Origin of the sequence: Cupriavidus sp. WS (genome assembly GCF_000395345.1) — a bacterium.
GTDB lineage: Bacteria > Pseudomonadota > Gammaproteobacteria > Burkholderiales > Burkholderiaceae > Cupriavidus > Cupriavidus basilensis_B.
This window is the reverse complement of the sequence record NZ_AQPL01000249.1, coordinates 1-23,725: the sequence shown is the minus strand read 5'-3', so window position 1 is coordinate 23,725 and position 23,725 is coordinate 1. Positions and strand designations below refer to the sequence as shown.

General features: G+C 69.3%; 21 protein-coding genes, 1 tRNA gene and 1 pseudogene. 14 read left to right on the top strand and 9 right to left on the bottom strand.

Translation table 11 applies throughout. The features are described 5' to 3' along the window. Positions 1-222 precede the first annotated feature (222 nt). From K206_RS0120380 to K206_RS0120360, 3 genes are all read left to right on the top strand, one after another. Complete coding sequence (locus tag K206_RS0120380; RefSeq protein ID WP_020423853.1) at positions 223-1,218, top strand: hypothetical protein; 996 nt, start codon at positions 223-225, stop codon at positions 1,216-1,218. Positions 1,219-1,390: 172 nt separating this feature from the next. Beyond that, positions 1,391-2,959, top strand: a complete 1,569-nt coding sequence (locus K206_RS38830) for a methyl-accepting chemotaxis protein (RefSeq protein WP_020204240.1) — start codon at positions 1,391-1,393, stop codon at positions 2,957-2,959. 355 nt (positions 2,960-3,314) lie between these two features. Next, positions 3,315-4,202: a LysR family transcriptional regulator gene (locus K206_RS0120360; protein WP_020204237.1), complete on the top strand. Its 888-nt coding sequence runs from the start codon at positions 3,315-3,317 to the stop codon at positions 4,200-4,202. Between the two features lie 85 nt (positions 4,203-4,287). Here K206_RS0120360 and K206_RS0120355 read toward each other — a convergent pair whose 3' ends face one another. Then, positions 4,288-4,488 carry a hypothetical protein gene (locus tag K206_RS0120355; RefSeq protein ID WP_043366939.1) on the bottom strand — a complete coding sequence of 67 codons (201 nt, stop codon included), beginning with the start codon at positions 4,486-4,488 and terminating at the stop codon, positions 4,288-4,290. A 275-nt stretch (positions 4,489-4,763) separates the two neighbouring features. On the opposite strand from K206_RS0120355, the gene K206_RS0120350 reads away from it, so the two are divergent. Beyond that, positions 4,764-4,838 (top strand) — tRNA-Gly (locus K206_RS0120350). Then, positions 4,811-5,673, top strand: a pseudogene (gene trmB / locus K206_RS0120345) (tRNA (guanosine(46)-N7)-methyltransferase TrmB). Before K206_RS0120350 ends, trmB begins: the two are co-directional and overlap by 28 nt. A 102-nt stretch (positions 5,674-5,775) precedes the next feature. Here trmB and K206_RS0120340 read toward each other — a convergent pair. From K206_RS0120340 to K206_RS38825, 3 genes are all read right to left on the bottom strand, one after another. Further along, positions 5,776-6,657, bottom strand: coding sequence for an undecaprenyl-diphosphate phosphatase (locus K206_RS0120340; protein ID WP_020204234.1), 882 nt, complete (start codon positions 6,655-6,657; stop codon positions 5,776-5,778). Positions 6,658-6,782: 125 nt separating this feature from the next. Further along, complete coding sequence (locus K206_RS0120335) at positions 6,783-7,343, bottom strand: DUF1439 domain-containing protein (protein ID WP_020204233.1); 561 nt, start codon at positions 7,341-7,343, stop codon at positions 6,783-6,785. Beyond that, positions 7,343-7,654, bottom strand: coding sequence for a YkgJ family cysteine cluster protein (locus K206_RS38825; RefSeq protein ID WP_043366938.1), 312 nt, complete (start codon positions 7,652-7,654; stop codon positions 7,343-7,345). Before K206_RS38825 ends, K206_RS0120335 begins: the two co-directional genes overlap by 1 nt. Positions 7,655-7,867: 213 nt before the next feature. Between K206_RS38825 and K206_RS0120325 the strand changes: the two genes are divergently transcribed. The 4 genes from K206_RS0120325 to K206_RS0120310 all read left to right on the top strand — a co-directional run bounded on the left by K206_RS0120325 (position 7,868) and on the right by K206_RS0120310 (position 11,648). Next, complete coding sequence (locus K206_RS0120325; RefSeq protein ID WP_020204231.1) at positions 7,868-8,671, top strand: TetR/AcrR family transcriptional regulator; 804 nt, start codon at positions 7,868-7,870, stop codon at positions 8,669-8,671. 352 nt (positions 8,672-9,023) lie between these two features. Beyond that, entirely contained in the window at positions 9,024-9,677 is a 654-nt protein-coding gene (locus tag K206_RS0120320; protein WP_029043861.1) for a protein-L-isoaspartate O-methyltransferase, read from the top strand. Positions 9,678-9,691: 14 nt separating this feature from the next. After that, on the top strand, positions 9,692-10,015 hold the full coding sequence (locus tag K206_RS0120315; protein ID WP_020204229.1) for a rhodanese-like domain-containing protein: 324 nt from the start codon (positions 9,692-9,694) through the stop codon (positions 10,013-10,015). A 130-nt stretch (positions 10,016-10,145) separates the two neighbouring features. Continuing rightward, complete coding sequence (locus K206_RS0120310; protein ID WP_020204228.1) at positions 10,146-11,648, top strand: TolC family outer membrane protein; 1,503 nt, start codon at positions 10,146-10,148, stop codon at positions 11,646-11,648. A gap of 35 nt (positions 11,649-11,683) precedes the next feature. On the opposite strand, the gene K206_RS0120305 is transcribed toward K206_RS0120310, so the two are convergent. The 4 genes from K206_RS0120305 to K206_RS0120290 all read right to left on the bottom strand — a co-directional run bounded on the left by K206_RS0120305 (position 11,684) and on the right by K206_RS0120290 (position 16,513). Further along, positions 11,684-12,496, bottom strand: a complete 813-nt coding sequence (locus K206_RS0120305; RefSeq protein WP_020204227.1) for an META and DUF4377 domain-containing protein — start codon at positions 12,494-12,496, stop codon at positions 11,684-11,686. A 180-nt stretch (positions 12,497-12,676) separates the two neighbouring features. Beyond that, entirely contained in the window at positions 12,677-14,002 is a 1,326-nt protein-coding gene (gene waaA, locus K206_RS0120300; protein ID WP_020204226.1) for a lipid IV(A) 3-deoxy-D-manno-octulosonic acid transferase, read from the bottom strand. Further along, complete coding sequence (gene waaC / locus K206_RS0120295) at positions 14,002-15,123, bottom strand: lipopolysaccharide heptosyltransferase I (protein ID WP_020204225.1); 1,122 nt, start codon at positions 15,121-15,123, stop codon at positions 14,002-14,004. The genes waaA and waaC overlap by 1 nt, the downstream gene beginning before the upstream one ends. A 4-nt stretch (positions 15,124-15,127) precedes the next feature. Further along, positions 15,128-16,513, bottom strand: a complete 1,386-nt coding sequence (locus K206_RS0120290) for a phosphomannomutase/phosphoglucomutase (protein WP_020204224.1) — start codon at positions 16,511-16,513, stop codon at positions 15,128-15,130. 200 nt (positions 16,514-16,713) lie between these two features. Between K206_RS0120290 and K206_RS0120285 the strand changes: the two genes are divergently transcribed. From K206_RS0120285 to K206_RS0120265, 5 genes are read left to right on the top strand one after another with little or no spacing between them, the layout of a single operon-like run. Continuing rightward, a complete protein-coding gene (locus K206_RS0120285; protein ID WP_020204223.1) occupies positions 16,714-17,877 on the top strand; it encodes a glycosyltransferase family 4 protein in 1,164 nt (387 codons plus the stop codon). Then, positions 17,874-19,190 carry a sugar transferase gene (locus tag K206_RS0120280; protein ID WP_029043859.1) on the top strand — a complete coding sequence of 439 codons (1,317 nt, stop codon included), beginning with the start codon at positions 17,874-17,876 and terminating at the stop codon, positions 19,188-19,190. The genes K206_RS0120285 and K206_RS0120280 overlap by 4 nt, the downstream gene beginning before the upstream one ends. Before the next feature lie 35 nt (positions 19,191-19,225). Then, the gene (locus tag K206_RS0120275) at positions 19,226-20,359 is read left to right on the top strand and encodes a glycosyltransferase (RefSeq protein WP_020204221.1); all 1,134 of its coding nucleotides are present in this window, start codon (positions 19,226-19,228) and stop codon (positions 20,357-20,359) included. Then, on the top strand, positions 20,359-21,615 hold the full coding sequence (locus K206_RS0120270) for a lipopolysaccharide biosynthesis protein (RefSeq protein ID WP_020204220.1): 1,257 nt from the start codon (positions 20,359-20,361) through the stop codon (positions 21,613-21,615). The genes K206_RS0120275 and K206_RS0120270 overlap by 1 nt, the downstream gene beginning before the upstream one ends. Then, on the top strand, positions 21,612-22,700 hold the full coding sequence (locus K206_RS0120265; RefSeq protein ID WP_020204219.1) for a glycosyltransferase family 4 protein: 1,089 nt from the start codon (positions 21,612-21,614) through the stop codon (positions 22,698-22,700). Before K206_RS0120270 ends, K206_RS0120265 begins: the two co-directional genes overlap by 4 nt. Positions 22,701-22,813: 113 nt before the next feature. Here the strand turns inward: K206_RS0120265 and K206_RS41750 are convergent. Then, on the bottom strand, positions 22,814-23,725 hold a 912-nt coding region (locus K206_RS41750; RefSeq protein ID WP_155888155.1), incomplete at its 5' end, for a family 1 glycosylhydrolase.

Here is a 23,725-nt window from a genome sequence, read left to right as displayed (position 1 = left end):
GGGCCACGGCGCGCAAGGCGCGCCGCCACGCGGACAAATGTGAAGCGCCCGGCGCCGCCGGCGCGCCGCGCGCCGTGGCACACCCAACGCATGCACCCGCGCTGGGCGCCCGGCGCGCACACCGCCCGCGCCGCGGCACCGGCGCGGTGCTGCGGTTATGATTGCCATGCATCGCCGCTTCCGCCCCCGCCCGCCTCACCGTTGCCCGAGACCCCGCGCCACATGCAAGCCCCCGCCACCTCTTCCCCCGCTCCCTCCTTCACGCAGTTCCAGGGCCAGGACCTGGTCCGCGTCGGCGGCCACGACAACTATCTGCTGCTGGCCCCGCGGGCCGGCGCGCGCCTGGTGCGCTGGGTGCATCGCGGCGAAGACATCCTGCATTGGCCCGACCCGGCCGACTGGTCCCAGCCGGCGCGCGTGCGCGGCGGCAATCCGCTGCTGTTCCCCTTCATCGCCCGGCATTTCGTCGACGGCGCGCCGGGCGCCTGGCGCGACGCGAACGGCGCGGTGCGCGCCCTGCCCAGCCACGGCTTCGCGCGCGACCTGCCATTCGCGCTCACGCAGTACGACGCCGGCAGCCACATCGCGATGACGCTGCGCGCCAGCGACGCCACGCGCGCGGGCTACCCGTTCGAATTCGCGTTCGAAGCCGGCTACCGCCTGCTCGAGGACGGACTCGAAGCCACGCTGCGCACGCGCAATACCGGCACGCAGCCGCTGCCGTACTACGCCGGCCACCATTTCTATTTCGCGCTCGCGCATGAAGCGCGCGGCGCGGCCGTGCTGGAGATGCCCGACGCCGACCTGATGCGCCAGCGCGCCGACGGCGCGCTGGATGCCCTCGGTGCCGGCGCGGCGTCCTACTCGCTCGACGATGCGCGCCTGCAGGACACCTTCCACGTGCTGCGTGAATCGCACACCGCGCCGCACGCCGCGCCGCGCGCCTGCATCCTCGCCATGCCGCCCAACGCGGCGGCCCCGCGTGGCCGCCGGCTGGCGATCGAACTGGACACGCCGGCCTTGCCAGACGCGCCGGACGCGCCCGCAGCCGCGCCGTGGTTCGCCGTCACCACCTGGTCCGAGCACGCCGACGCCGACTTCTATTGCGTGGAACCGTGGCTCGGCCTGCCCAATGCCATCCACCACGGCACCGGGCTGCGCTGGCTCGCGCCGGGACAGGAAGAGACCGCCGTGTGCCGCCTGCGCATCCTGGCGTGACATCCGGCCGCCCGCGCGCCTGCAGCCACCTGCCCGAAGCCGCTTCAGTTTTCCTCCTCCACAGCCGTAGACCGAAATAGCGCCCCCCGCAATCAGAGGCGTTTTCCGTGCCGCGGTCCTTGTGCCGCGCGGCAGCGGACACAAGAACGCTGTATCCAAGGAGAGGAAGACAATGTTGAAGCAACTGTCCATCCGGGGCTATCTCAGCCTCATGGTCGCCCTGTTCGGCTTTGCCCTGATGGTCGGGGCCGCGGCGGGACTGCTGTCCATGCACGCCGGCAACGAATCGCTCAAGCAGATGTACACCGTCGACACGCCCGCCGTGGCCGACCTCGAAGGCAGCGCCGGCCAGTTGCTGCGCCTGCGCCTGGCACTGGCGACCTACGCCTCGCTCACCGAGCTGAATAACCAGGAAGGCGCCAGCGCCGTGCTCGCGCGGTCCGGCCAGTACCTGAAGGCGGCCGACGAGCGCCAGGCGCACTACCTCGCCTCGGCCGGCAGCGGCGAGGAAGAGCAGCGCCTGATCAAGGACATGCAGGAAAAGCGCGCGAAGTTCCTTGCCGAAGGCGTGGAGCCGGCGCTGGCCGCGCTCAAGGGCGGCGACCGGCAGGCCTTCCTGCAACTGCAGGCCCACAAGCTGCCGCCGCTCTACGGCGCCTTCGAGAAATCCATGCTGGCGCTGGAAAAGCTCCAGCTCGACCGCGGCGCGCAACGCTATGAACAGGCGCAGAGCCGCTTCAAGGCGGTCAGCATCGCGGTCGCCGCCGGCCTGGCCGTCTCGCTGCTGCTGGCGTGGGCCGGGCGCGCGGCGCTGATGCGCGCCATCGTCGATCCGGTCAACGCCGCCATCGCGCAGTTCCAGCGCATCGCCGCCGGCGACCTGACCGGGCGCGTGGCCGTCACCAGCGACAACGAAATGGGCAAGCTCGGCGCGGCGCTGCAGAAGATGCAGGCATCGCTGATCGACACGGTCGGCACCGTGCGCAGCGGCAGCGAGTCGATCAACGTCGGCGTGCGCGAGATCTCCGCGGGCAACACCGACCTGTCCCAGCGCACCGAGGAACAGGCCGCGTCGCTCGAACAGACCGCCGCCAGCATGGAAGAGCTCACCTCCACCGTGAAGCAGACCGCCGAGAACGCCCGCCAGGCCAGCCAGCTCGCGCACGGCGCCTCCGGGCTGGCCGCGCAGGGCGGCGAACTCACGCAGCAGGTGGTCGGCACCATGCAGGACATCGTGACGCACTCGCGCCAGATCGGCGACATCGTCGGCGTGATCGAAAGCATCGCCTTCCAGACCAACATCCTCGCCCTCAACGCCGCGGTCGAAGCCGCCCGCGCCGGCGAGCAGGGCCGCGGCTTCGCGGTGGTCGCCGGCGAAGTCCGCTCGCTGGCGCAGCGCAGCGCCGGCGCGGCCAAGGAAATCAAGGGCCTGATCGGCGCCTCCACCACGCGCGTCGAAGCCGGCGCGCAACTGGTCGAGCGCTCCGGTTCGACCATGACCGAGATCGTCGGCGCCATCACCCGTGTCAGCGACATCATGAACGAGATCGCCGCCGCCTCCGCCGAGCAGAGCAGCGGCATCGATCAGGTCAACATCGCCGTCGCGCAGATGGACGAAGTGACGCAGCAGAACGCCGCGCTGGTCGAACAGGCCGCCGCCGCGGCCGGCTCGCTGGAAGAGCAGGCGCACAGGCTGTCGGCGGCGGTGGCGGTGTTCCGCGTTGGCGGCGGGCGCGCCTGAAGGTTATCCGGCGCGCATGCGAAGTTGATGGTCACGCCGCCCGCGCGGGCGGCCGCCATGTTGTTGGGGCCGGTCATGATTTCGGGGCGGGCGTTCAGGAGAACGATGTCCTCCAGGCGCGCGCCGGCGCCGTCCGCGCTCGGTCGTGGCGGCGCTGTCGGGTGAGGGCGGCGCGGCCGGGCAGGCCGGCGGGTTGCCGGTATGATGCTCGTCGGCATGGCGCATGCCGGTTCAGCATGGACGTGGCTGACCGGGTCGAGAACAATGTCCAGACAAAGCCCGACATGGCGATGAACGTGATTTTCACTCAGGCGGTTTTCCCCGCCGGCTTGCTCCCGGCGGCGGGTGCCAGGCGATGAACCTGCGGCAGATCGAGGTCTTTCGCGCGGTGATGAGCACCGGGTCCGTCAGCGACGCATCGCGGCTGCTGCATGTCTCGGTGCCGGCGGTCAGCCGCATGCTGTCGTACACCGAGAGCCGGCTCGGCTTTCCGCTCTTTGAACGGGTCAAGGGCCGCCTGCATCCCACCGCGGAAGCGCGGCGGCTCTACCATGAGGTGCAGCTCGTCTACCGGGGCGTGGAACGCATCGGCGATCTCGTCCATGAACTGGCCGAGCGCCGGCACGGCCTGATCAGCATCGGCTCCAGCCCGAGTGTCGGGCAGATGCTGGTGCCCCAGGCCATCGCCGAGTTCCACATCGGCAATCCGGAAGTTCGCATCCATTTCCATTGCATGACCCACGCCCGGCTCAAGGAGCAGTTGCTGGGCCGGCAGATCGACCTGGGCATTTCCACATTGCCGATGGAGCATCCCAGTTTGCGCACCTCGCCCCTGGCGGCGAGCCGGCTGGTATGCATCTGCCCGCCCTCGCACCCGCTGGCGGCGCGCTCGTCGGTGAGTGTCGCCGACCTTCTGCCCTATCCGTTGATCGCGTATCCGCACGACACCCCTTTCGGCCAGCGGATCGACAACCTGTACGCGGAGATAGGCGAGACCCCGCGCATCGAGATCGAAGCCGGCTTGCCTCATACGGCCTGCGCGCTGGTGCATGCGGGTGCCGGCATCGCGCTGGTGGACGAGTTCCTGCTGCGCGGTTGGCCCGGCGCGCGCTTCCGCATCCTGCCGGTGGAACAGGCGGCGCCCATCGTCGCGGATCTGGTGTACCCGCACGCCGAATCGCTGTCGCCAGTTGCCGAAGCGCTCATCCGGGTGATACCGCGAACTGGCCGGCCCGGGCGATGATCACCACGCCAGGCGGCGCATGGCGGCCCAGGCGGCGTGACGTGCCTTGGTTCGGCGCGCGCAAGCGCGCCGCCGGATACCCGCGTCAGCAGCGGCCCTTCTTCGCTTGCCCGGGCGGGCAGAACGATTCGTTGCCGTACTGATCCACGCGGCAATTCCCCTTCTTCGCCTGTCCGGGAGGGCAGCCGCCGTTGCCCTGACCGCCGCCGTGGTCGTCATACGGCGCCACCACGCAGCCGCTGAGCAGGGCACCGCAGGCAATGAACAAGGCAAGAAGGGATTTCATGATGGTGTCTATTCTCGAAGGTATGCTTGATGCGGAGAATACCGGCCCGAGCGCGCGCCGACTGTAAGGAATCGTGACGCCGAGGCAGGGGATATTCGCATCCGGATCAGGCCATTGCCGAGGCGGACAAGCCGACCGGCGCAAGACGCCGATGGCATCAAGGTACATGACGCCGGGCCCGACGCCGGCACCATCGGCTCACAGGCCAACGGCACAGGTCGCGCCGATGCTTCCCATGCGCGAGTTATGCTAGAATCCGCGCCTGTCATGCCTTAGCGGGCGTCGTATAATGGCCATTACCTTAGCTTCCCAAGCTAAAGACGTGGGTTCGATTCCCATCGCCCGCTCCACCTCGAATTGAGACGAGCCGCCTTCGCCACCTGGTCATCGACCGACCAGGCTTCGCCCGGCGGCTTTTTTGTTGCCATGCTTCCCCAAGACCCCAGTTCCGACCCGACGCCGGCCGACGATGCCGGCAACGCGCCCGACCAGGCCGCCGCCGTGGCGCATCCGCGCCGCATCCGCTCGTTCGTGCGCCGCGCGGGGCGGACTTCCACCGGGCAGCAGCGCGCCATCGACGACCTGGGCCCGCGTTTCATCCTGCCCTACGCGCCGCAGCCGCTGGACTGGGAAGCCACGTTCGGCCGCGCCGCGCCGGCGATCCTGGAGATCGGCTTCGGCATGGGCGAGACCACCGCGCATATCGCGCAGCTGCGCCCGCAGGACAACTTCCTGGGCTGCGAGGTGCACGAGCCGGGCGTGGGCGCGCTGCTCAAGCTGATCGGCGAGCGTGGCATCGAGAATGTGCGGATCATGCCGCACGATGCGGTCGAGGTCATCGCGCACATGCTGACCGACGGCTGCCTGGACGGCGTGCACATCTTCTTCCCCGATCCCTGGCACAAGAAGCGCCACAACAAGCGCCGCCTGGTGCAGCCGCCGCTGGTGAAGCTGCTGGCGAGCCGGCTCAAGCCGGGCGGCTACCTGCATTGCGCGACGGACTGGGAGGAGTACGCCCACCAGATGGTGGAAGTGCTGTCGGGCGAGCCGGCGCTGGAGAACACTTCGGATGCGCCGGGCGGCTTCGCGCCGCGGCCGGACTATCGCCCCGTCACCAAGTTCGAGCGCCGCGGCGTGCGGCTCGGGCACGGGGTGTGGGATGTCGTGTTCCGCAAGCGGGCCTAGAACAGGCCTAGCGGGCCTGAAATGGGCCTGGCGTCGAGCCAATGAAAAAAGCGTGGCTACTTGCAGCCACGCTTTTTTTTGCGCTCGCGCCAGCCGCCCGCTTCAGGCGTGCCAGGCGATCATCCCCGTGTAGGCGGTGATCAGCACGATCACGCCGAACACGATGCGGTACCACGCGAACGGCTTGAAGTCGTGGGTGGCGACGAAGCGCAGCAGCCAGCGCACGCACAGGAAGGCCGACAGGAACGCGAACACGAAGCCGACCGCGAACACGCCGAGATCGTCGGCGGACAGCAGCGCGCGGGCCTTGTACAGCTCGTAGACGGTGGCGCCGAAGATCACCGGGATCGCCAGGAAGAACGAGAACTCGGTCGCCACCTGGCGCGACAGCCCGAACAGCATGCCGCCGATGATGGTGGCGCCGGAGCGCGAGGTGCCCGGGATCAGCGCGAAGCATTGCGCCAGGCCGACCTTGACGGCGTCGCGCCAGTTGAGGTCGTCCACCGACTCGATGCGCGGCGCGCCGGCCTTGGCGGCTTCCAGCAGCGCGTTGCCGGCCGGGTGCGAGACGCGGCCGCGATGCGCCTCGCGCCATTCGGCCCACAGGATCACCACGCCGCCGACGATGAAGGCGGTGGCCACGGTGACGGGGTTGAACAGATGGGCCTTGATCCATTTGCCGAACACCAGCGCCAGCACGATCGCCGGCACCGTGGCGACGATCACGTTGACGGCGAAGCGGCGCGCCTTCTCGTCGCTGGCCAGCCCGCCCACCACGCTGGTGATGCGGTGGCGGAATTCCCAGCACACGGCGAGGATGGCGCCGAACTGGATCACGATTTCGAAGATCTTGCCTTTCTCGTCGTTGAAGTCGAGCAGCTGGCCGGCCAGGATCAGGTGGCCAGTGCTGGAGATGGGCAGGAACTCGGTCAGTCCTTCGACGATGCCGAGGATCACGGCTTTCAGGGCGAGCGCAATATCCATGCTGGTTGGTTGGGGCGAAGGAATGAAAAGAAAAGAAACCGGAGAATCGTCGAAAGGCCGCCAGGGGAAAACCGCCGCGCCATGAAGACGCCGCGGACGCGCCCGCGGTCAGCCGCGCGCGACGCTCACGGGCGGTTGATCTTGACGTTGATCCCGTCCGGCAAGACGGTGATTGTACCGGGCTCGACACTGCTGCCGGCAAGGCGCAACTGGTCGGGGCGAAAGGTATAGAGCGGATAGCCCTGCAGCAACTGCTCGGCCAGGATGCCGCCCAGCGCGTTGAGCTGGCGCGTGAACTGCTGCGGCAGGCCGCTGACGTCGAACTGCTGCACCTGCGGGTCCTGCAGCACCAGCGAGCGGCTGGGCGCGTCGTAGCGCAAGCCGCTGTCGAGCGCGAAGCGGCCGGCCAGCGGCTGGCTGAAGAACAGGCGGTTGTCGATGGTGGCGTCGAACTGCACGTTCACGCGGTTGCGCTCGGCGTCGAGCGTGAGGCGCGGGTTGGCGAGCTGGATGTCGAACAGCTCCATGTAGCGCTTGTTGAACGGAAACTTGCGCTCCAGCGCGGCCTGCAACTGGCTTTGCGAGAAGGTGTAGTCGTTGCCGAACATGGCGCAGCCCGCCATCGCGGCGGCGAGCGCGGCGGTGCCGGTTGCTGCCAGCCAGCGCCGGCGAGTCATCGTGACCATCATTGGTTTCCTTGCATTCGGCGGACCGCGGCGTCCGGCGCGGGCGCCGTGGCGGCTTCCAGGCGCGCCAGCCATGCCAGCGCCTGCCCGCGCGAGGTGCCGCACATGTCGGCGGCGGGCCTGAGCCCCGCGCAGAACGCCGGCCGTGAAGGCTGCCCGAAGATCGCGCAGCGGCGGTCCGGCAGCAGTTGCACGCACGGCACGCCGGCCGGCTTGCCGTGCGGCATGCCGGGGATAGGCGACGTGATCGACGGCGCGGTGCAGCAAGCGCCGCAATCGGGGCGGCAGGAGAGTTCAGGCTGGGCGGACATGGCAAAGGTTCGGGCACGGAGCGGATCCGGCAGGCCGTATTGTGCCCCAAGCCTGTTGCGTCGCACCGCGCCGCGGCACCCCTCGGACGGGGTGGCGATGGCGTGCATGCCGGCTTGACCGCCTCCCCTCCGCTCCACTACATTACTGACCCAAGGGTTATTTATCGACATGTCTCGCCAAGAACGCGCCGGCCCAGGCGCGCCGCGCCCCAAGTGAACAAGTCCCCAGACCAGAATCAAGCCGCGGCGAACCCCAAGCGCTGGGCCCGCCGCAAGGCCGCGCGCCCGCAGGAACTGGTGGCCGCGGCGCTCGAGCTGTTTGTCGAACGCGGCTACGCCGCCACCCGTCTGGAGGATGTCGCGGCGGCGGCGGGCGTGTCCAAGGGCACGGTGTATCTGTACTTTGCCAACAAGGAAGAGCTGTTCAAGACGGTGGTGCGGGAGAACCTGGGGCCCGCGCTGGCCCGCGGGGTCGACCTGGTGGAGCGCTTCGAGGGCAGCACCGCCGAGCTGCTGCGCGAACTGCTGCGCGGCTGGTGGGGCCTGATCGGCGCCACGCCGGTGGCGGGGCTGACCAAGCTCATCATGGCCGAGGCGAATCACTTCCCCGACATCGCCCGCTTCTACCACGAGGAAGTGACGGTGCCGGGAGACGAGCTGTTCGCCCGCGTGCTGGCGCGCGGCACGGCGCGCGGCGAGTTGCGCGCGGTGCCGGCCAACCCCACCAGCTCGCTGATCTGCGCGCCGCTGATGTTCCTGATGCTGTGGCAGCGCGGGTTCGGGACGTTCTCGAACCTCGAGATCGATCCCGAGGCGTTCATCGACAACCTGCTGCAGATGCTGCTGTTCGGCCTGACCACGGGCGCGGCGCGCGATACGCCGCTGCCGCCCAAGGTCGGGCCCTACGTCTGGGAATTGATGCTGCAGGAACAGCAGGAACAACGCGCAGCGCTGGAGCGGACCCAGACGCAGCAGGACGCGGCGGCCCCGCCGGCGCGGCCGCCGGAGACCGAATGATCCGGTGCGGGAAGCGCAGCCGGGCCTCGCACAAGGGCGAGGACAAGGTCTCGGGCGAGGTGCGGCAGGCGCTGGTACGCGCGAAGGCGAGGCGCGCCGGCCAGGACATCGCGCGCATCGGCGCCACCGGATACCGGCGCGGACGGCCAGGCGCGCGGCCAGCACGAGAACGCTGCCGTGGCGAAGGGATGGCCGGATTGCGGCATGCGAGCCACAAATCGGCCCATGCGCGTCGCGCAACTGCCTTGGCGAGGGGTTAAAATCCCAGGTTTGGATGGATTTCCCCGGCCCTTTGCACCGCGCGGCCGGACTCAGAACTGAACTAGCGGTTGGCACTGGAAGGAATGGCAAGATGGATCTCGAGAAAGCCCGATTCAATATGATCGAACAGCAAATCCGCCCGTGGGATGTGCTGGACCAGGAAATTCTGGACCTGCTGGCCGTGGTCAAGCGGGAACAATTCGTGCCGCAGGCGTATGCCGCGCTGGCCTTCGTCGACATGGAAATCCCCCTGCCGGGCGGCCAGAACATGCTGGCGCCGCGCGTCGAGGCCCGCATCCTGCAGGAACTCGCCGTGCGCAAGCACGAGCAGGTGCTCGAGATCGGCGCCGGCTCCGGCTACATGGCCGCCCTGCTGGCCCACCGCGCGCGCCACGTGCTGACCGTGGACATCCTGCCGGAGCTGGCCGCGCTGGCCCGCAAGAACCTCGCCGACGCCGGCGTGACCAACGTCGACGTGGCCGAAGGCAATGCCGCCGCCGGCTGGGCCGCGGGCGCGCCTTACGACGTGATCTGCATCTCCGGCGCCCTGCCCTCGGTGCCGGCCTCGATCCTGTCGCAGGTCAAGGTCGGCGGGCGCATCGCCGCCTTCGTCGGCACGCAGCCCGCGATGGAAGCGCAGATCATCACGCGCGTGAGCGAGACCGAATACAAGACCGTCAACCTGTTCGAGACCGTGGTCGCGCCGCTGACCGGCGCCGAGCAGCCGTCGCGCTTTCACTTCTGAACGGGACAGGCCACATGCAGGTCATCAACGCTCCCGAACTCGCGCAGTGGCTGGCCGACGCCGGCCGCCCGGCGCCGGTGCTGCTCGACGTGCGGGAAGGCTGGGAGGTGCAGACCTGCGCCATGCCCGGCATCACCCATATCCCGATGGGCCAGATCCCGGCGCGCGCCGCCGAGCTCGACGAAGACGCCGACATCGTCTGCATCTGCCACCACGGCATGCGCAGCATGCAGGTGGCCGGCTTCCTCGAGCGGCAAGGCTTCGGCAAGGTCTACAACCTGAGCGGCGGCATCGATGCCTGGGCCAGCCAGGTAGACCCGGCCATGCCGAAGTACTGACCGCGCAGCAGTCGCTTTCGTCCTTTTTGGTCCTTTATCGCGGCGCCGGCAGGCTGGCGGCGCCGCTCCCCTTGAACGCTGATCGATGCAAACGCAAGCCGCGCCCGCCGGCCGGCCGACTGGAGATGTCATGAGGTTTGCGCTGAGGTTTGCGCTGTTCCCCGCGCGTGGCCTGCCCGCGACGCGCCTGGCACTGGCGGCCCCGCTGCTCGCGCTGCTGTACCTGCCGGCCGCGCATGGCGCCGACGACCTGCTCCAGGTCTACCGCGATGCCCAGGCCAACGACGCGCAGTTCGCCAGCGCCCGCGCGCAGCTCGCCGCCAGCCAGGAAAAGCTGCCGCAAGGGCGCGCCGGCCTGCTGCCGCAGATCGCCGGCGCGGTGGGCGCCTCGCGCACCAAGATCGACCAGTCCGCGCCGGTCGTCGGCGACCGCTTCCTCAACGGCAACAACTGGGCGCTGCAACTGACCCAGCCGCTGTTCCGCTGGGACCGCTGGGAAACCTACAAGCAGGGCGAGCTCGCCGCGCTGGCCGGCGAGGTCAGCTTCAGCCAGGCGCAGCTCGACCTCATCACGCGCACCTCGCAGGCCTACTTCGACGTGCTGGCCTCGCAGGACAACCTCTACCTGGCCGGCGCGCAGAAAAAGGCCATCGCCGAGCAGCTGGCGCAGGCCAAGCGCAATTTCGAGGTCGGCACCGCCACCATCACCGACGCCAACGACGCCCAGGCCCGCTACGACCTCGCCATCTCCACCGAGATCGCGGCGCAGAGCGACCTCGAGATCAAGCGCGCCAACCTGCAGCAGATCACCGGCAAGCCGGTCGACGAACTGCTCGGCCTGCGCCCCGCCGCCGAACTGCCGGGCCCGATGCCGGCCGACGTGAACACCTGGGCCAGCCAGGCCGAGAACACCAACCCGCAGGTCGGCCTGGCCCGCTACAACCTCGACACGGCCCAGCGCGAATACAACAAGGCGCGCGCCGGCCACCTGCCCACGGTCGACCTGGTCGCCTCCTACGGCTTCAACAACGCCACCGGCACCACCACGCAGACCGTCAACGTCGCCAGCCGCTACAACAGCGGCCAGATCGGCGTGCAGCTCAACGTGCCGATCTACAGCGGCGGCCAGATCCAGTCGCGCGTGCGCGAAACCATCGCGCTGGCCGACAAGGCCGCCAGCGACCTCGAGTTCGCGCGCCGCACCGCCGCCCAGAGCGCGCGCCAGAGCTACTCCGGCGTGTCCAACGGCCTGGCCCAGGTCAAGGCGCTCGAAGCCGCCGAGCACTCGGCGCAAAGCGCGGTGGAATCCAACCAGCTCGGCTACGAGGTGGGCGTGCGCATCAACATCGACGTGCTGAACGCCGAAGCGCAGTTGTACTCCACCCGCCGCGACCTGGCCAAAGCGCGCTACGACACCATCATGAACGGCCTGCGCCTGAAGGCGGCCACCGGCGCGCTGGCCGAGGACGACGTGGTGCAGATCAATACGCTGCTGACTTCGGTGCCGGGGTCCATGTACAGGTTGCCGGAGAGGGCAAAGCTGGGCACGGCGGCGCCAGCGAGCGCACCGGCCGGCCGGCGGCCCGCGCCGCGGCGGGAAGCCATTGCGGGCGCGCAGGCGCCGCGTAGCTGAACATCTGACGCCGCGGGGGCGTCCATCTCCCAAGCTCAATTCGCCCGCGTGCGCGCCTCCACGCCCAGCAGTTGCCAGCGGATCGATGAAGCGTCCGCGGGCGGGTTCTCCACCCGCGTCTCCCGCACGCGCAGCGTGTATGCCACGCCCGGCTCGAAATCGAGCCCCTCGATCGGCCCGTACCAGAGCGACCACGGCCCGTCCGGATTCTCCCTCACGCGATAGCAGGTCTGCCGGCCCATGCCGCTGCACGCCACGCGCTGCGAGTCCACGTAGACGGTCTTTTCCACGCCGCCCGCCTGCTGCGCGTCGACCCTGGCGCCGCGCCGGCCTACCCCTTCGCGCTCGACGAACTGCAGCAGGTCGCCGTCGGCGGTCTTCCAGACGATCTGGCGCCCCGTCGATCCCGCCGACGGCTGCGTGCCCACGGTGGTGAACGGCGACTGCATGGCCTTGAGCAGCGCGGCTTCAAGCTCGCCGCGCGGCGGCATGCAGGCCATGCGCGTGCCGGCCAGGCGGTCGAAGCGCATGCCGGACCCGGTCTTGCCGTAGCCGCCGGTGAAGCGGTTGCAGCCGCTGTAGCCGCTCACCGTGCCTTGCGCGGCATCGATGCCGCGGTTGAACTCGAAGATGATGGGCTGGCCGTTGTCGCCATGCGGAACCGGCCTGAGCGTGCCGTCCGGCTGCTGCCAGCGCACCAGTTCCCAGCGGCCGGGGCCGCCGCTCTGCGCCTGGTTGAGGCTGGCGCCGGCGCCGGGCGAATCGGACGCGGCGCCGGTGGCGCAGGCGCCCAGGGCGGCGGCGAGCAGCAAGGCCGAGGCGGCGCGCGCTGCCCGCATGGCCGGCATGCGGACGTGACGATGGCGGGTATTCCGCGGATTCTGCATCTGGTAACTCCTGTTCCGGGGGGCGTGCGGCCTGCCCGCGCCGCCCTGCGGCGGGCCGCGGGAGCGGCCCTCACGCGGAACAGTGTAGCGAAGCGCGCGGCGGCGGCCCATCGGGCATCGGCCTACATGCCGCGCCCTGCGCTAGCGCGCCGCGCGGATCACCTGCGCCAGCGCGGCCAGGGTCCGCTGCGTGGCGCCGCGATGGAGCACCGAGAACGCGCGCGCGGCATCGCGCATGGCGGCCAGCCCGGGCGCATCGCCCAGCACCGCCGCGGCCGTGCGCATCAGGTCGTCGGCATCGGCCACGCGCCGGCAGGCCCCGGCGGCGATGGCGTCTTCGGTCGCCTGCGCGAAGTTGAAGGTGTGCGGGCCGATCAGCACCGGCGTGCCGGCCGCGCAGGCCTCGATCAGGTTCTGGCCACCCAGCGGCAGCAGGCTGCCACCGATGAAGGCGATATCGGAGGCGGCGAAATACTGCGCCATCTCGCCCATCGAGTCGCCCAGCAGCACGTCCGCCGTGACCGGCTCCGGCAAACCCGACTGTTCCCAGCCGGCGGCGTCGCCAAGCGCGCTGCGGCGCTGGAGCGAGAACCCGTGGCGCGCCACCAGCGCCGCGACCTCGTCGAAGCGCTGCGGATGGCGCGGCACCAGCAGCAAGGCCGGGCGCGGCACGGCTGCGGGCGCCGCCGCGGCCAGCGCCTGCCAGCATGCGAACGCTTCCAGCACCAGCGCCTCCTCGCCGTCGCGCGTGCTGGTGGCGGCGAACACGGCGCGCCCGTCAAACCCCGCGCGCAGCAGGCGGCCGCGCCGCAGGCCGGCTTCGGACGGCTGCATGTCGAACTTGAGATTGCCGGTGACGGCAACGGAAGGCAGGCCAAGCGCGCGGAAGCGCTCGGCATCGCCCTGCGTCTGCGCCAGCACTTCGGTGAAATCGCGGTACATCGCCGTGGCGGCCCGCCCGAAGCGCGCCGTGCGCCGGTAGCTGCGCGGCGACAGCCGGGCATTGACCAGCAGCAGCGGCACGCCCTCCAGGCGCGCGCCGCGCACCAGGCTGGGCCAGACCTCGGTTTCCATCAGCATGCCCGCCGCCGGCCGGAAGTAGCGCAGGAAGCGCCGTACCAGCCAGGGCAGGTCATAGGGCAGGTAGCATTGGGTCACGCGCGGCTGCGCGCCGAACAGCTGGGCGCCGGTCTGGCGGCCCGTGGGCGTCATGTGCGTGAGCAGCAGGCGGTGAGCCGGATACTGCGACAGCAGCGCTTCGATCAGCGGCTGGGCCGCGCGCGTCTCGCCGACGGACACGGCGTGGACCCACAGCCAGGGACCAGCCGCGGACAGCTTGCCATAGGCGCCCAGGCGCTCGCCCACGTGCTGCACGTAACCGGGCTCCTTGCGCGCGCGCCACACCAGGCGCAGCAACGCCACCGGCAGCGCCACCAGCCACAGCAGATTGTAGAGGGCACGCAGCATCAGGCCACCACCCCGCGCACGCGCCGGGCCGCGGCATGCACCTCGTCGACGGTCGGCACCACGCCGTCGTCGCCCACATTGGCGATGCTGTCCGACCAGTAGCCTTCTGTCTTCCAGCGCCACGTGGCGGTATAGATTTCCACGGTAGGCCGGCACAGCGCGGCGGCGATATGGACCAGCCCCGTGTCGACGCCGATCACCACCTCGGCCCGGTTGATGAGCCCGAACCCCTGCATCACGGAAAAGCGCGGCAGCACCTGCGCGCCCGGCACGCCGGCGGCGATCTCCTGCGCCGCGCGCCGCTCGGCCTCGCTGCCCCACGGCAGCAGCACGGTCAGCCCCTCGTCCGCCAGGCGGCGGCCGAGTTCGTGCCAGCTTGCCAGCGGCCAGCGTTTCTTCGCGCCGGCGGTGGCATGGAAGCATACCGCGTAGCGCGCGGGCAAAGCGGCCCACAGCGGATCGTCGACATGCAGGCTGCGCGCGCCGGGGCCGAAGAAGCGCGGCGGCCCGGGCGGCGCGATGCCGGTCAGCGCCGCGCCGAGCAGGCGCGAGCGCCGCACCGAATGGGTCTGCAGCGGCACGGTCACCGGGTCGGTATAGAACAACCGCGCGGCCGGCTCGTAGCCCGAGCCCTGCGTGGCGTTGCCCAGCCCGATCACCGGCGCGCCCGCGTGGCGGCGCGCCACGCGCGCCACCACGGCGGTCTTGAGCAGGCCCTGGGTCTCGATCACGGCATCGTAGGCCTGCTCGCGCAGCGCGCGGCGGAAGGCGCCGATCTCGCGCCAGGCCGCGCCCTGGTAGACGCGCTTGCGCCAGCGCCGCAGCGCGAACGGAATCACCCGGCGCACCTCGGGCAGCAGGCGCACCAGGTCGGCATAGCCTTCTTCGACCACCCAGTCGATCTCGCACTCCGGCCAGCGCGCGCGCAGGTCATGCACCAGCGGCATGTTGTGCACCACGTCGCCCAGCGACGAGACCTTGACCACCAGGATGCGCGGCCTTGCGGGCAGCGCGTAGGGCGCGGCGGCTTCGCCGACCGCACCTGCGGCGTCTGTCGCGCCCGTTACGCCCGTCGCACCCGCATTGCTCGTTCCGCCCTTCGCGGGCGCGGTCAGCGACATCCGCTCAGAACGGCAGTTGCGCGTCCGGCTTTTCAGCCAGGATCACGCGCTTGAACTCGGCCTGGATGCGGGCCAGCGCGGCATCGCTGTCGGCTTCGAAACGCATCACCACCACCGGCGTGGTGTTGGACGGGCGTGCCAGGCCGAAGCCGTCGGCGTATTCCACGCGCACGCCGTCGATGGTGATGACCTCGCGCGCGCCGTCGAACTTCGCGTTGGCGCGGATCTGGTCGAGCAGCGTGAAGGCCTCGCCCTCGGCGCACTTGAGCTGCAGCTCGGGCGTGCAGTTGGAGTTGGGCAGCGCATTGAGCACCGCGCTCGGGTCGGCGTGCTTCGAGAGGATCTCGAGCAGGCGCGCGCCGGTGTACAGGCCGTCGTCGAAGCCGTACCAGCGGTCCTTGAAGAACACGTGGCCGCTCATCTCGCCGGCCAGCGGCGCGCCGGTTTCCTTGAGCTTGGCCTTGACCAGCGAGTGGCCGGTCTTCCACATCAGCGGTTCGCCGCCTTGCTGGCGGATCCACGGCGCCAGCTTGCCGGTGCACTTGACGTCGTAGATGATCTGCTGGCCCGGGTTGCGCGCCAGGATCTCCTCGGCGAACAGCATCAACTGGCGGTCGGGGAAGATCACCTGCCCGTCCTTGGTCACGACGCCAAGGCGGTCGCCGTCGCCATCGAAGGCCAGGCCCAGCTCGCAGTCGGTCTCGCGCAGGCAGCGCATCAGGTCCTGCAGGTTCTCCACGTGGGCCGGATCGGGATGGTGGTTGGGGAAATTGCCGTCCACCTCGCAGAACAGCTCCGTGACCTCGCAGCCGAGCGCGCGGAACAGGTCGCCGACGAAGGCGCCGGCCACGCCGTTGCCGGCATCCAGCGCGATCTTCATCGGGCGCGCCAGCTTGACGTCGCCGGTGATGCGGTCGAGGTACTGCTGGCGGACGTCGACCTGCTCGTAGCTGCCGGCCCCGCTGGCGAACCGGCCGGCTTCGATGCGCTGGCGCAGCGCCTGGATCTGTTCGCCGTAGATGGCCTTGCCGCCGAGCACCATCTTGAAGCCGTTGTAGTCGGGCGGGTTGTGGCTGCCGGTGACCATGATGCCGGAGGCGGCGCGGCGGCCGGCCAGCTCGATGTTGGTGCCGAAGTAGACCATCGGCGTGGCGACCATGCCCAGGTCGATCACGTCCACGCCCGCGGCGCGCAGCCCCTCGACCAGACCGCCCAGCAGATCCGGCCCGGACAGGCGCCCGTCGCGGCCGACCACCACCGCGCGCTCGCCCTGCTCGGCGGCGGCCGAGCCGAAGGACAAGCCGATCGCGCGCGCCACGTCGCGTGTCAGGGTCTTGCCAACGATGCCGCGAATGTCGTAGGCCTTGAAAATGGAAGGATCAGCTTGCATGGGTCACATCCTGAGAGTGGTCGATTGAATGGCCGGCGGTGCGCGGCGGCGGCACCGGCCCGCGGGCCGGCGGCAAACGCGCCAAAGTCCGTATTTTGCCGGAATGCGGATGACGCGCCAGTTATAATCGTGCGGCTGTGCCGGAAAAAATCGGCGCCGCGGACGCGCCGGCCCACTGCCGGCGTGCCGCCCCTAGTGCCTTGCCCGTGCCACCTTCCCTGCCCGCTTCCCGTCCGCGCGTTGCCTACCTGATCACGAACTCCGAGATCGGGGGAGCGCAGACGCACGTCGCCGACCTGCTGACAGCCCTGCGCGGCAGGATCGAACCGACGCTGCTGGCCGGCGGCAACGGCCCGCTGCTCGACCACGCCCGCGCCGCGGGCGCGCGCACCGTGCGCCTGCCGCTGCTGGACAACGCGCTGTCGCCGCTGCGCGCGCTGGCCGCGTTCCGGCAACTGCTGGGCGCGCTGCGCGCCGCCGCGCCCGACCTGATCCACACGCACAGCGCCAAGGCCGGCGCGCTCGGCCGGGTGGCCGGCTGGCTGCTCGGCGTGCCGGTGGTCTATACCGTGCACGGCTTCGCCTTCAAGGCCGCCGCGCCCGCGCGCCAGCGCCTGGCCGCGCGCGCGGCGGAATGGCTGCTGGCCCCGCTCACCACGCGCCTGATCTGCGTGGCGCAGGCCGAGCGCGAGCTGGCCGCGTCGCTGCCGATCGCCACGTCGCACATCAGCGTGATCCGCAACGGCATCGCCGACACGCCGGCGCGCGCCGCGCCGCACGCGCCGCTGCGCCGCATCGTCATGGTGGCGCGCCTGGCCGCGCCCAAGCGCGCCGACCTGGCGATCCGCGCGTTCGCGCACGCCGCGCTGCCCGATTGCGAACTGGTGATCGCCGGCGAAGGCCCGCAACTGGATGCCCTGCGTACTCTGGCCGAAGCCGTGGCGCCCGGCCGGGTCCGCTTCGCCGGCGCGGTGGCCGACGTGCCGGCGCTGCTGGCGTCGGCCCAGGCCTTCATGCTGGCCTCCGACCACGAAGGCTTCCCGCTGTCGGTGCTGGAAGCCATGCGCGCGGGCCTGCCGGTCGCCGCCAGCGACCTACCCGGCATCCGCGAGCAGCTCGAAGACGGCGCCTGCGGCCTGCTGGTGCCCGGCAACGACGAGGCAGCCTGGGCCGCCGCGCTGCAACGGCTGGCCGGCGATGCCGGCCTGCGCGCCTCGCTCGGGCAGGCCGCGCGCGCGCGCTGGGCGCGCGAATTCGGCCTCGCGCCGATGGCCGAAGCCACCTGGGCGGTCTACCAGCAGGCACTGGCCGGCAGGCGCCCCGCCGCGCGCGCGGCGGCCCGCAGCAAAGCGAGCGGAACATGAACAAGAGCCACAGCGTGAGCCGTGCCGCCCAATTACCCCGTTCGCGGGGATCGGAAACCATTCGCCGCGCCAGCCGCATGCTGGTGTGGGCGCTGTTCGGCCTGCTGCTGTTCGGCCTCAACGCCGCGCTGGCCGAGTTCGCCCGCCACACCGGGCTGGTCACGCATGTGTTCAGCCGCACGCTGCTGTGGTCGGTGCTGCCCTACCTGTCCGCCTTCGTGCTGCTGCACCGCTCGCTGCACCTGCCGGCGATGGAAGGCAACAGCCTGGTCGGCCTCGCCGCCACGCTGCCCTTCGCCGCGCTGCTGTTCGGCTTCGCCGCGTTCCACCTCGAATACTCGCGCGGCGCGCTGCTGCTCAGCTACCTCACCACGCTGGGCTGGATCTGGTTCGGCTACCGCCGCTTCGTGCGCAACTACGTGCCGGTGTTCGGCTACACCGACGCCGCCACGCTGGCGCAGCTCGAACGCATCCTCGCCATGCCCGGTGCCGCGCCGGCCAGCCCCACGCGCTTCCAGGCCATCAGCTCGCTCGACGAAGCCGTGCATTGCGACGGCCTCATGCTGGACCGCAACGCCACCGCCGACCCCGAGCGCACCCGCGTGCTGGCCCAGTTCAAGCTCAGCCACGTGCGCATGTACTCGGTGGAGCGCATCGGCGAAATGCTCACCGGCCGCGTCGGCCTGGCCCACATCGACGAGAACTTCCTCGACGACTACGCCGCCCACTATTTCTACAGCTTCGCCAAGCGCGCGATCGACCTCGCCGCCGTGCTGTGCCTGGCGCCTGTCGCGCTGCCCGTGAGCCTCGTCGTGGGCCTCGCCATCCGGCTGGAGTCGCCGGGCCCGGTGCTGTTCCGCCAGGCCCGCGTCGGCCTGTTCGGCAAGCCGTTCACCATGCTCAAGTTCCGCAGCATGGGATACGACGCCGGCGCCCCGGCGCAGTTCGCCGCGCGCCGCGATCCGCGCGTCACCCGCGTGGGCCGCGTCATCCGCAAGTACCGCCTGGACGAGATCCCGCAACTGTGGAACGTGCTGGCCGGCGACATGAGCCTGATCGGCCCGCGCCCCGAGCAGGTGCCGATGGTCGAGGAGTTCGCCCGCACCATCGCCTATTACCCCTACCGCCATCTCGTGCGGCCCGGCCTGTCCGGCTGGGCGCAGGTGCAGCAGGGCTACGTCGGCACGCATGAAGAGACCGTGACCAAGCTCAGCTACGACCTGTATTACGTCAAGCACTGCTCGTTCGCGCTGGACCTGCTGATCGCGGTGAAGACGCTGCGGACGTTGTTGACGGGGTATGGCGCGCGGTGAAGCAGCCACGCGATCCCGGCCAGCCCCGCCCGCCGATGCGCATCCTGCTGCTCGGCACCGGCCTGAAACTCGGCGGCGCCGAACAGCAGGTGGCCGCGCTGGCACGGCAGTTCATCGCGCTCGGCCATGCGGTGGCAGTCGTCAGCCTCACGCCCGGCCGCGAGGTCGACGTGCCCGAGGCGGCGACCCAGCTCTGCCTGGACATGCGCAAGACGCCGTGGTCGATGGCGCGCGCGCTGTGGCGCCTGCGCGGCTTCGTGCAGGACTGGCGGCCCGACGTCATCCATGCGCACATGGTCCACGCCAACGTGTTCGCGCGCGCGCTCACGCGCATCGCGCGCACGCCGCCGGTGGTCTGCACCGCGCACAGCTTTCGCGAAGGCGGCCGGCTGCGCATGCTCGCCTACCGGCTGACCGACCGCTGGGCCACGCTCACCACCCACGTCAGCGCCGACGGGCGCCAGGGCATGATCGATGCCGGCGCGGTGCGACCCGAGCGCATCGTCGTGGTGCCGAACGGCATCGACATCGACCGCTTCCGGCCGCGGCCCGAACTGCGGCAGGCCACGCGCGCCGCCCTCGGCCTCGCGCCCGGCGCGAGGCTGGTCCTCAATGTCGGCAGGCTGGTCCCGGAGAAGGCGCAAGACCTCCTGCTCGAAGCATTCAGCCGCCTCGACATGACAACGGAGTCGTCCGACCGCACGCCGCACCTGGCGATCGCCGGCGACGGCCCCGAGCGTGCCGCGCTGGCCAGCGCCATCGACCGGCTCGGGCTGACCGGCCGCGCCACGCTGCTGGGCATGCGGCGTGACATTCCCGAACTGCTGAGCGCGGCCGATCTGTTCGTCCTGTCCTCGCGCATCGAAGGCATGCCGCTTGTCATTGCCGAAGCGCTCGCATGCGGCTGTCCGGTCGTCTCCACCGATGCGCCCGGCGTCGCCGACATGCTCGGCGATGCGGGACAGATCGTCCCACGGGGCGACGCCGCCGCCCTGTCCGCCGCCATGCGCCGCGCGCTCGAGGCCGGCGCCGGCTCGCCCGAAGCCCAGGCCGCGCGCCGCCAGCGCATCGCCGCGCGCTTCGGCATCGAGGCGGTCGCCCGCCAGTGGCTGGACTGCTACGCCAGCCTCGCCGCCGCGCGCGGCGCGCGTTGCGCGGAGCCCGCCTGATGCGCCGCCGCGTTGCAGGCAACCTGTTCTGGATGCTCGCCGAGCGCGGCATCCAGGTCACCGCCGGCATCGGCATCGTCGCCATGCTCGCGCGCGCGCTCGGGCCCGAAGGCTTCGCCCACTTCCAGTACGCGCAGGCCGTGGTGCTGATCGCCGCCTCGGTCGCGCTGATCTGCGGCGGCGAAGTCGTCGTGCCCAGGCTGGTCGCCACGCCGTCGCCGCAGGCGCAGCACCGGCTGCTTGCCCACGCGTTCTCGCTGCGGATCGGCGGCGCCGTGCTCGGCTACCTGCTGATGTGCGGCTACCTGCTGCTGCAGCGGCCCGCCGCCGAAACCTGGGCCGCGGCGCTGCTGCTCGGCATCGCGATCCTGCTGCGCGAACCGTTCGGCATCGTGGTGGCCTGGATGCAGGCCCACACCAACAACCGGCCCAACACCCTGTTCAGCCTGGCATCGCTGGCCGTCAAGGCCGGCCTCGTGGCGGCCCTGTTCGCCGCGGGCACGCACAGCGTGCCGGGCTTCGCCGGCGCCTTCGCCGCCGAAGCGGTCATCCTCGCCGGCCTGCTGGCCCTCTATTACCTGACGCATGCGGAACGCGGCCCCCTGCGGTACGACTTCGGGCTCACCCGCGAACTCATGCGCAACGGCGCGCTGTTCTGGGTCAGCTTCATGCTGATGATGGGCGCGCGCCGGATCGACCAGCTGGTACTGCAGCCCGCGGTGACGCTGGCCGACTTCGGCGCGTATGCGGCCTGCATGCAGATACTCGACAACTACACCGTCGTGGCCACCATCCTGGCCGCCGGCGTCGCGCCGATCTACGTGTACGGCAAGGCCGAGTTCGCCACCGCGCGCGCCAACATCGCCCGCATCGCCATCGGCATGACCGCGATCGGCCTCTGCGGCGCTATCCTGATCGCCATCGGCGCGCCGTGGATCGTCCAGTTGCTGTACGGCCACGCGTTCTCGTCCTCCGCATCGCTGCTGCGCGCCGCCGCGCTCTCGTCGACGCTGATCTTCGCCGACGTCGGCCTGACGCTGCTGCCGGTCTACCTGCGGCGCCCCGAATGGATCGCCATCAAGTGGGGCGTGGTATTCGGCGTCACGCTGGCCTTCGACCTCGTGACGGTGCCCGCCTACGGCGCCTGGGGCGCGGTCGGAGGCTATACGGCCGGCAATGCCGTGGCCGTGGCATTCGGGCTGTGGCTGTGGTGGCGCAGCAGGAAAGCCCCCGCGCTCGCCACCTCATCCTCATGAAGACGCTGCCGACGATCTGCTTTCTGACCGGCACGCTCAACGCCTTTGCAGGTGCCGAGCGGATGACCGCGGTCATCGCCAACGCCCTCGCCGAGCGCGGCTATCCGGTGCTGATCCTGAGCCTGTGGGACGAGCGCAGTTGCTTTGCCCTGCATCCGGCGGTCAGGCACCACGCGCTGTTCGCGCAGCGGCCGTCGTTCAAGCGGGCCTACTTAGCCACGGTGTCCGGCATCCGGCGCTTTGTCAGGCGACATGGTATCGACGTGCTGATCGACGTCGACACCATGCTGACCTTGTTCACGCTGCCGGCGACGCTGGGGCTGAACGTGCGCCGGATTGCCTGGGAGCACTGCCATTTCGACGAGGACCTCGGCAAGCCGGCGCGGCGGATTGCGCGGCGGCTGGCGGCGAGGTTCGATGATGCGGTGGTGGTGCTGACGGAGCGCGACCGGCAGCGGTGGCTGACCGCGCTGGCGCCGCGCTGCCGTGTCGAAGCCATTCCGAACCCGCTGCCATTTCCATTTCCCGAGGTGCCGGCCAGCCGCGATTCGAAAACAGTGCTGGCTGTGGGCCGGCTGGTGCATGCGAAGGGATTCGACGTGCTGCTGAATGCATGGGCATGGGTTGCGCCCCGGCACCCGGACTGGCGGCTTGAGATCGTCGGTGAAGGCGAAGAACGGCAAGCGCTGGAGATATCGGCCCGCAATCTCGGCATAGAGAGTTCGGTCAGTATGCTCGGAATTAGCGCGAGCATCGACCAATGTTATAAAAACGCCGCGATCTTCTGCCTGAGTTCTCGCTATGAGGGCTTTGGACTTGTATTGCTTGAGGCAATGGCATTTGCGCTGCCAGTGGTATCAACGAACTGCAAAGTTGGACCAAGAGAGCTGCTTTGCTCAAATGACGACTCCCTCGTGGTACCCGTGAATGACAACCTTGCATTGGCCTCCGCGTTGTCTCACCTCATCACTGACCATGATGACGGCAACCGCTTGGGCCGGGCAGCGCGAAAAAAAGCGGAAACATACTCACTAATTCGAATAGCAGGTCAGTGGGAGTTCATCCTACGGCCAGGGAGGCTGTAAAAGGACATGCACCGCAAGTTACGGTAGAGACATCTGGCCCGCGCCTTTGAGGTGCCACCTTTCGGAAAATAAAAAAAGGACGTGTGGCGGCGGGCCAGATTCAAACGACCATTCTATTTGCAGCCATTTCTTTTTTTATACGAAGAAATATAATCCTTATAGGCAAAATAGCTGCTCTTGGGAGTGCGCTTCAGTGAGGGATCATCGAAATTTACGCTGACAAGCCCAAATCTGTTCTGATATCCGAATAGCCATTCGAAGTTATCCAGAAAGCTCCAGAAAAGATAGCCGCTGAGATTAATTTTCTCCGCCCTCGCCTTCTCCACAATGTCCGCATGCCCCACCAGATATTTCGCCCGCAATGGATCCAGCACGACGCCCGTACCCATCCTCTCGTCAGATGCACCAAAGCCAGCTCCATTCTCAGTGATGATCATCTCGGGATGATCGTAATTCTTGTCTAGCCACTGAAGCAATTGAAGCATATGTGCCGGCGACACCGGACCATTGTACGATGGAAATTTGTCCGAATTAGCGACATTGCCGACCCCGAAGGGCTGCGAATCATCATTTTTCACCAAGGTCGGCGAATAGTAGTTCACCCCGATGAAATCGGGCCGACCTTGCATGATCGACTGCATTTCACTCTTGGATGGCTTGAATGATGGCGCATATTTCCGGTAATTACTCTCAATCGAGGCAGGATAAACCCCTCTATACAGAGCATCAAGAATCCAGCCATTATGAACTAGACTACAGGTATTCGCCGCCGAGCTATCTGGTGTAACCGGGTCGATACACGGGGAAAGATTCAGAGCAATACCGATCTTTCCATGGAATTTTCCCTCGCGATAGTTCCTGACCGCCCGCGCATTTGCAAGCAATAGATGATGCATTGCCTGGGCCTGCTCTGCTCTGGATTGCACGGAGAGCGCTTTTTCGTATGGTGACGGCGTCTTGGACAGGAAATACTTTACCAACGGCGTCAATGTAAATATATCCCCCGGACGTGTCAGGAATTTTGT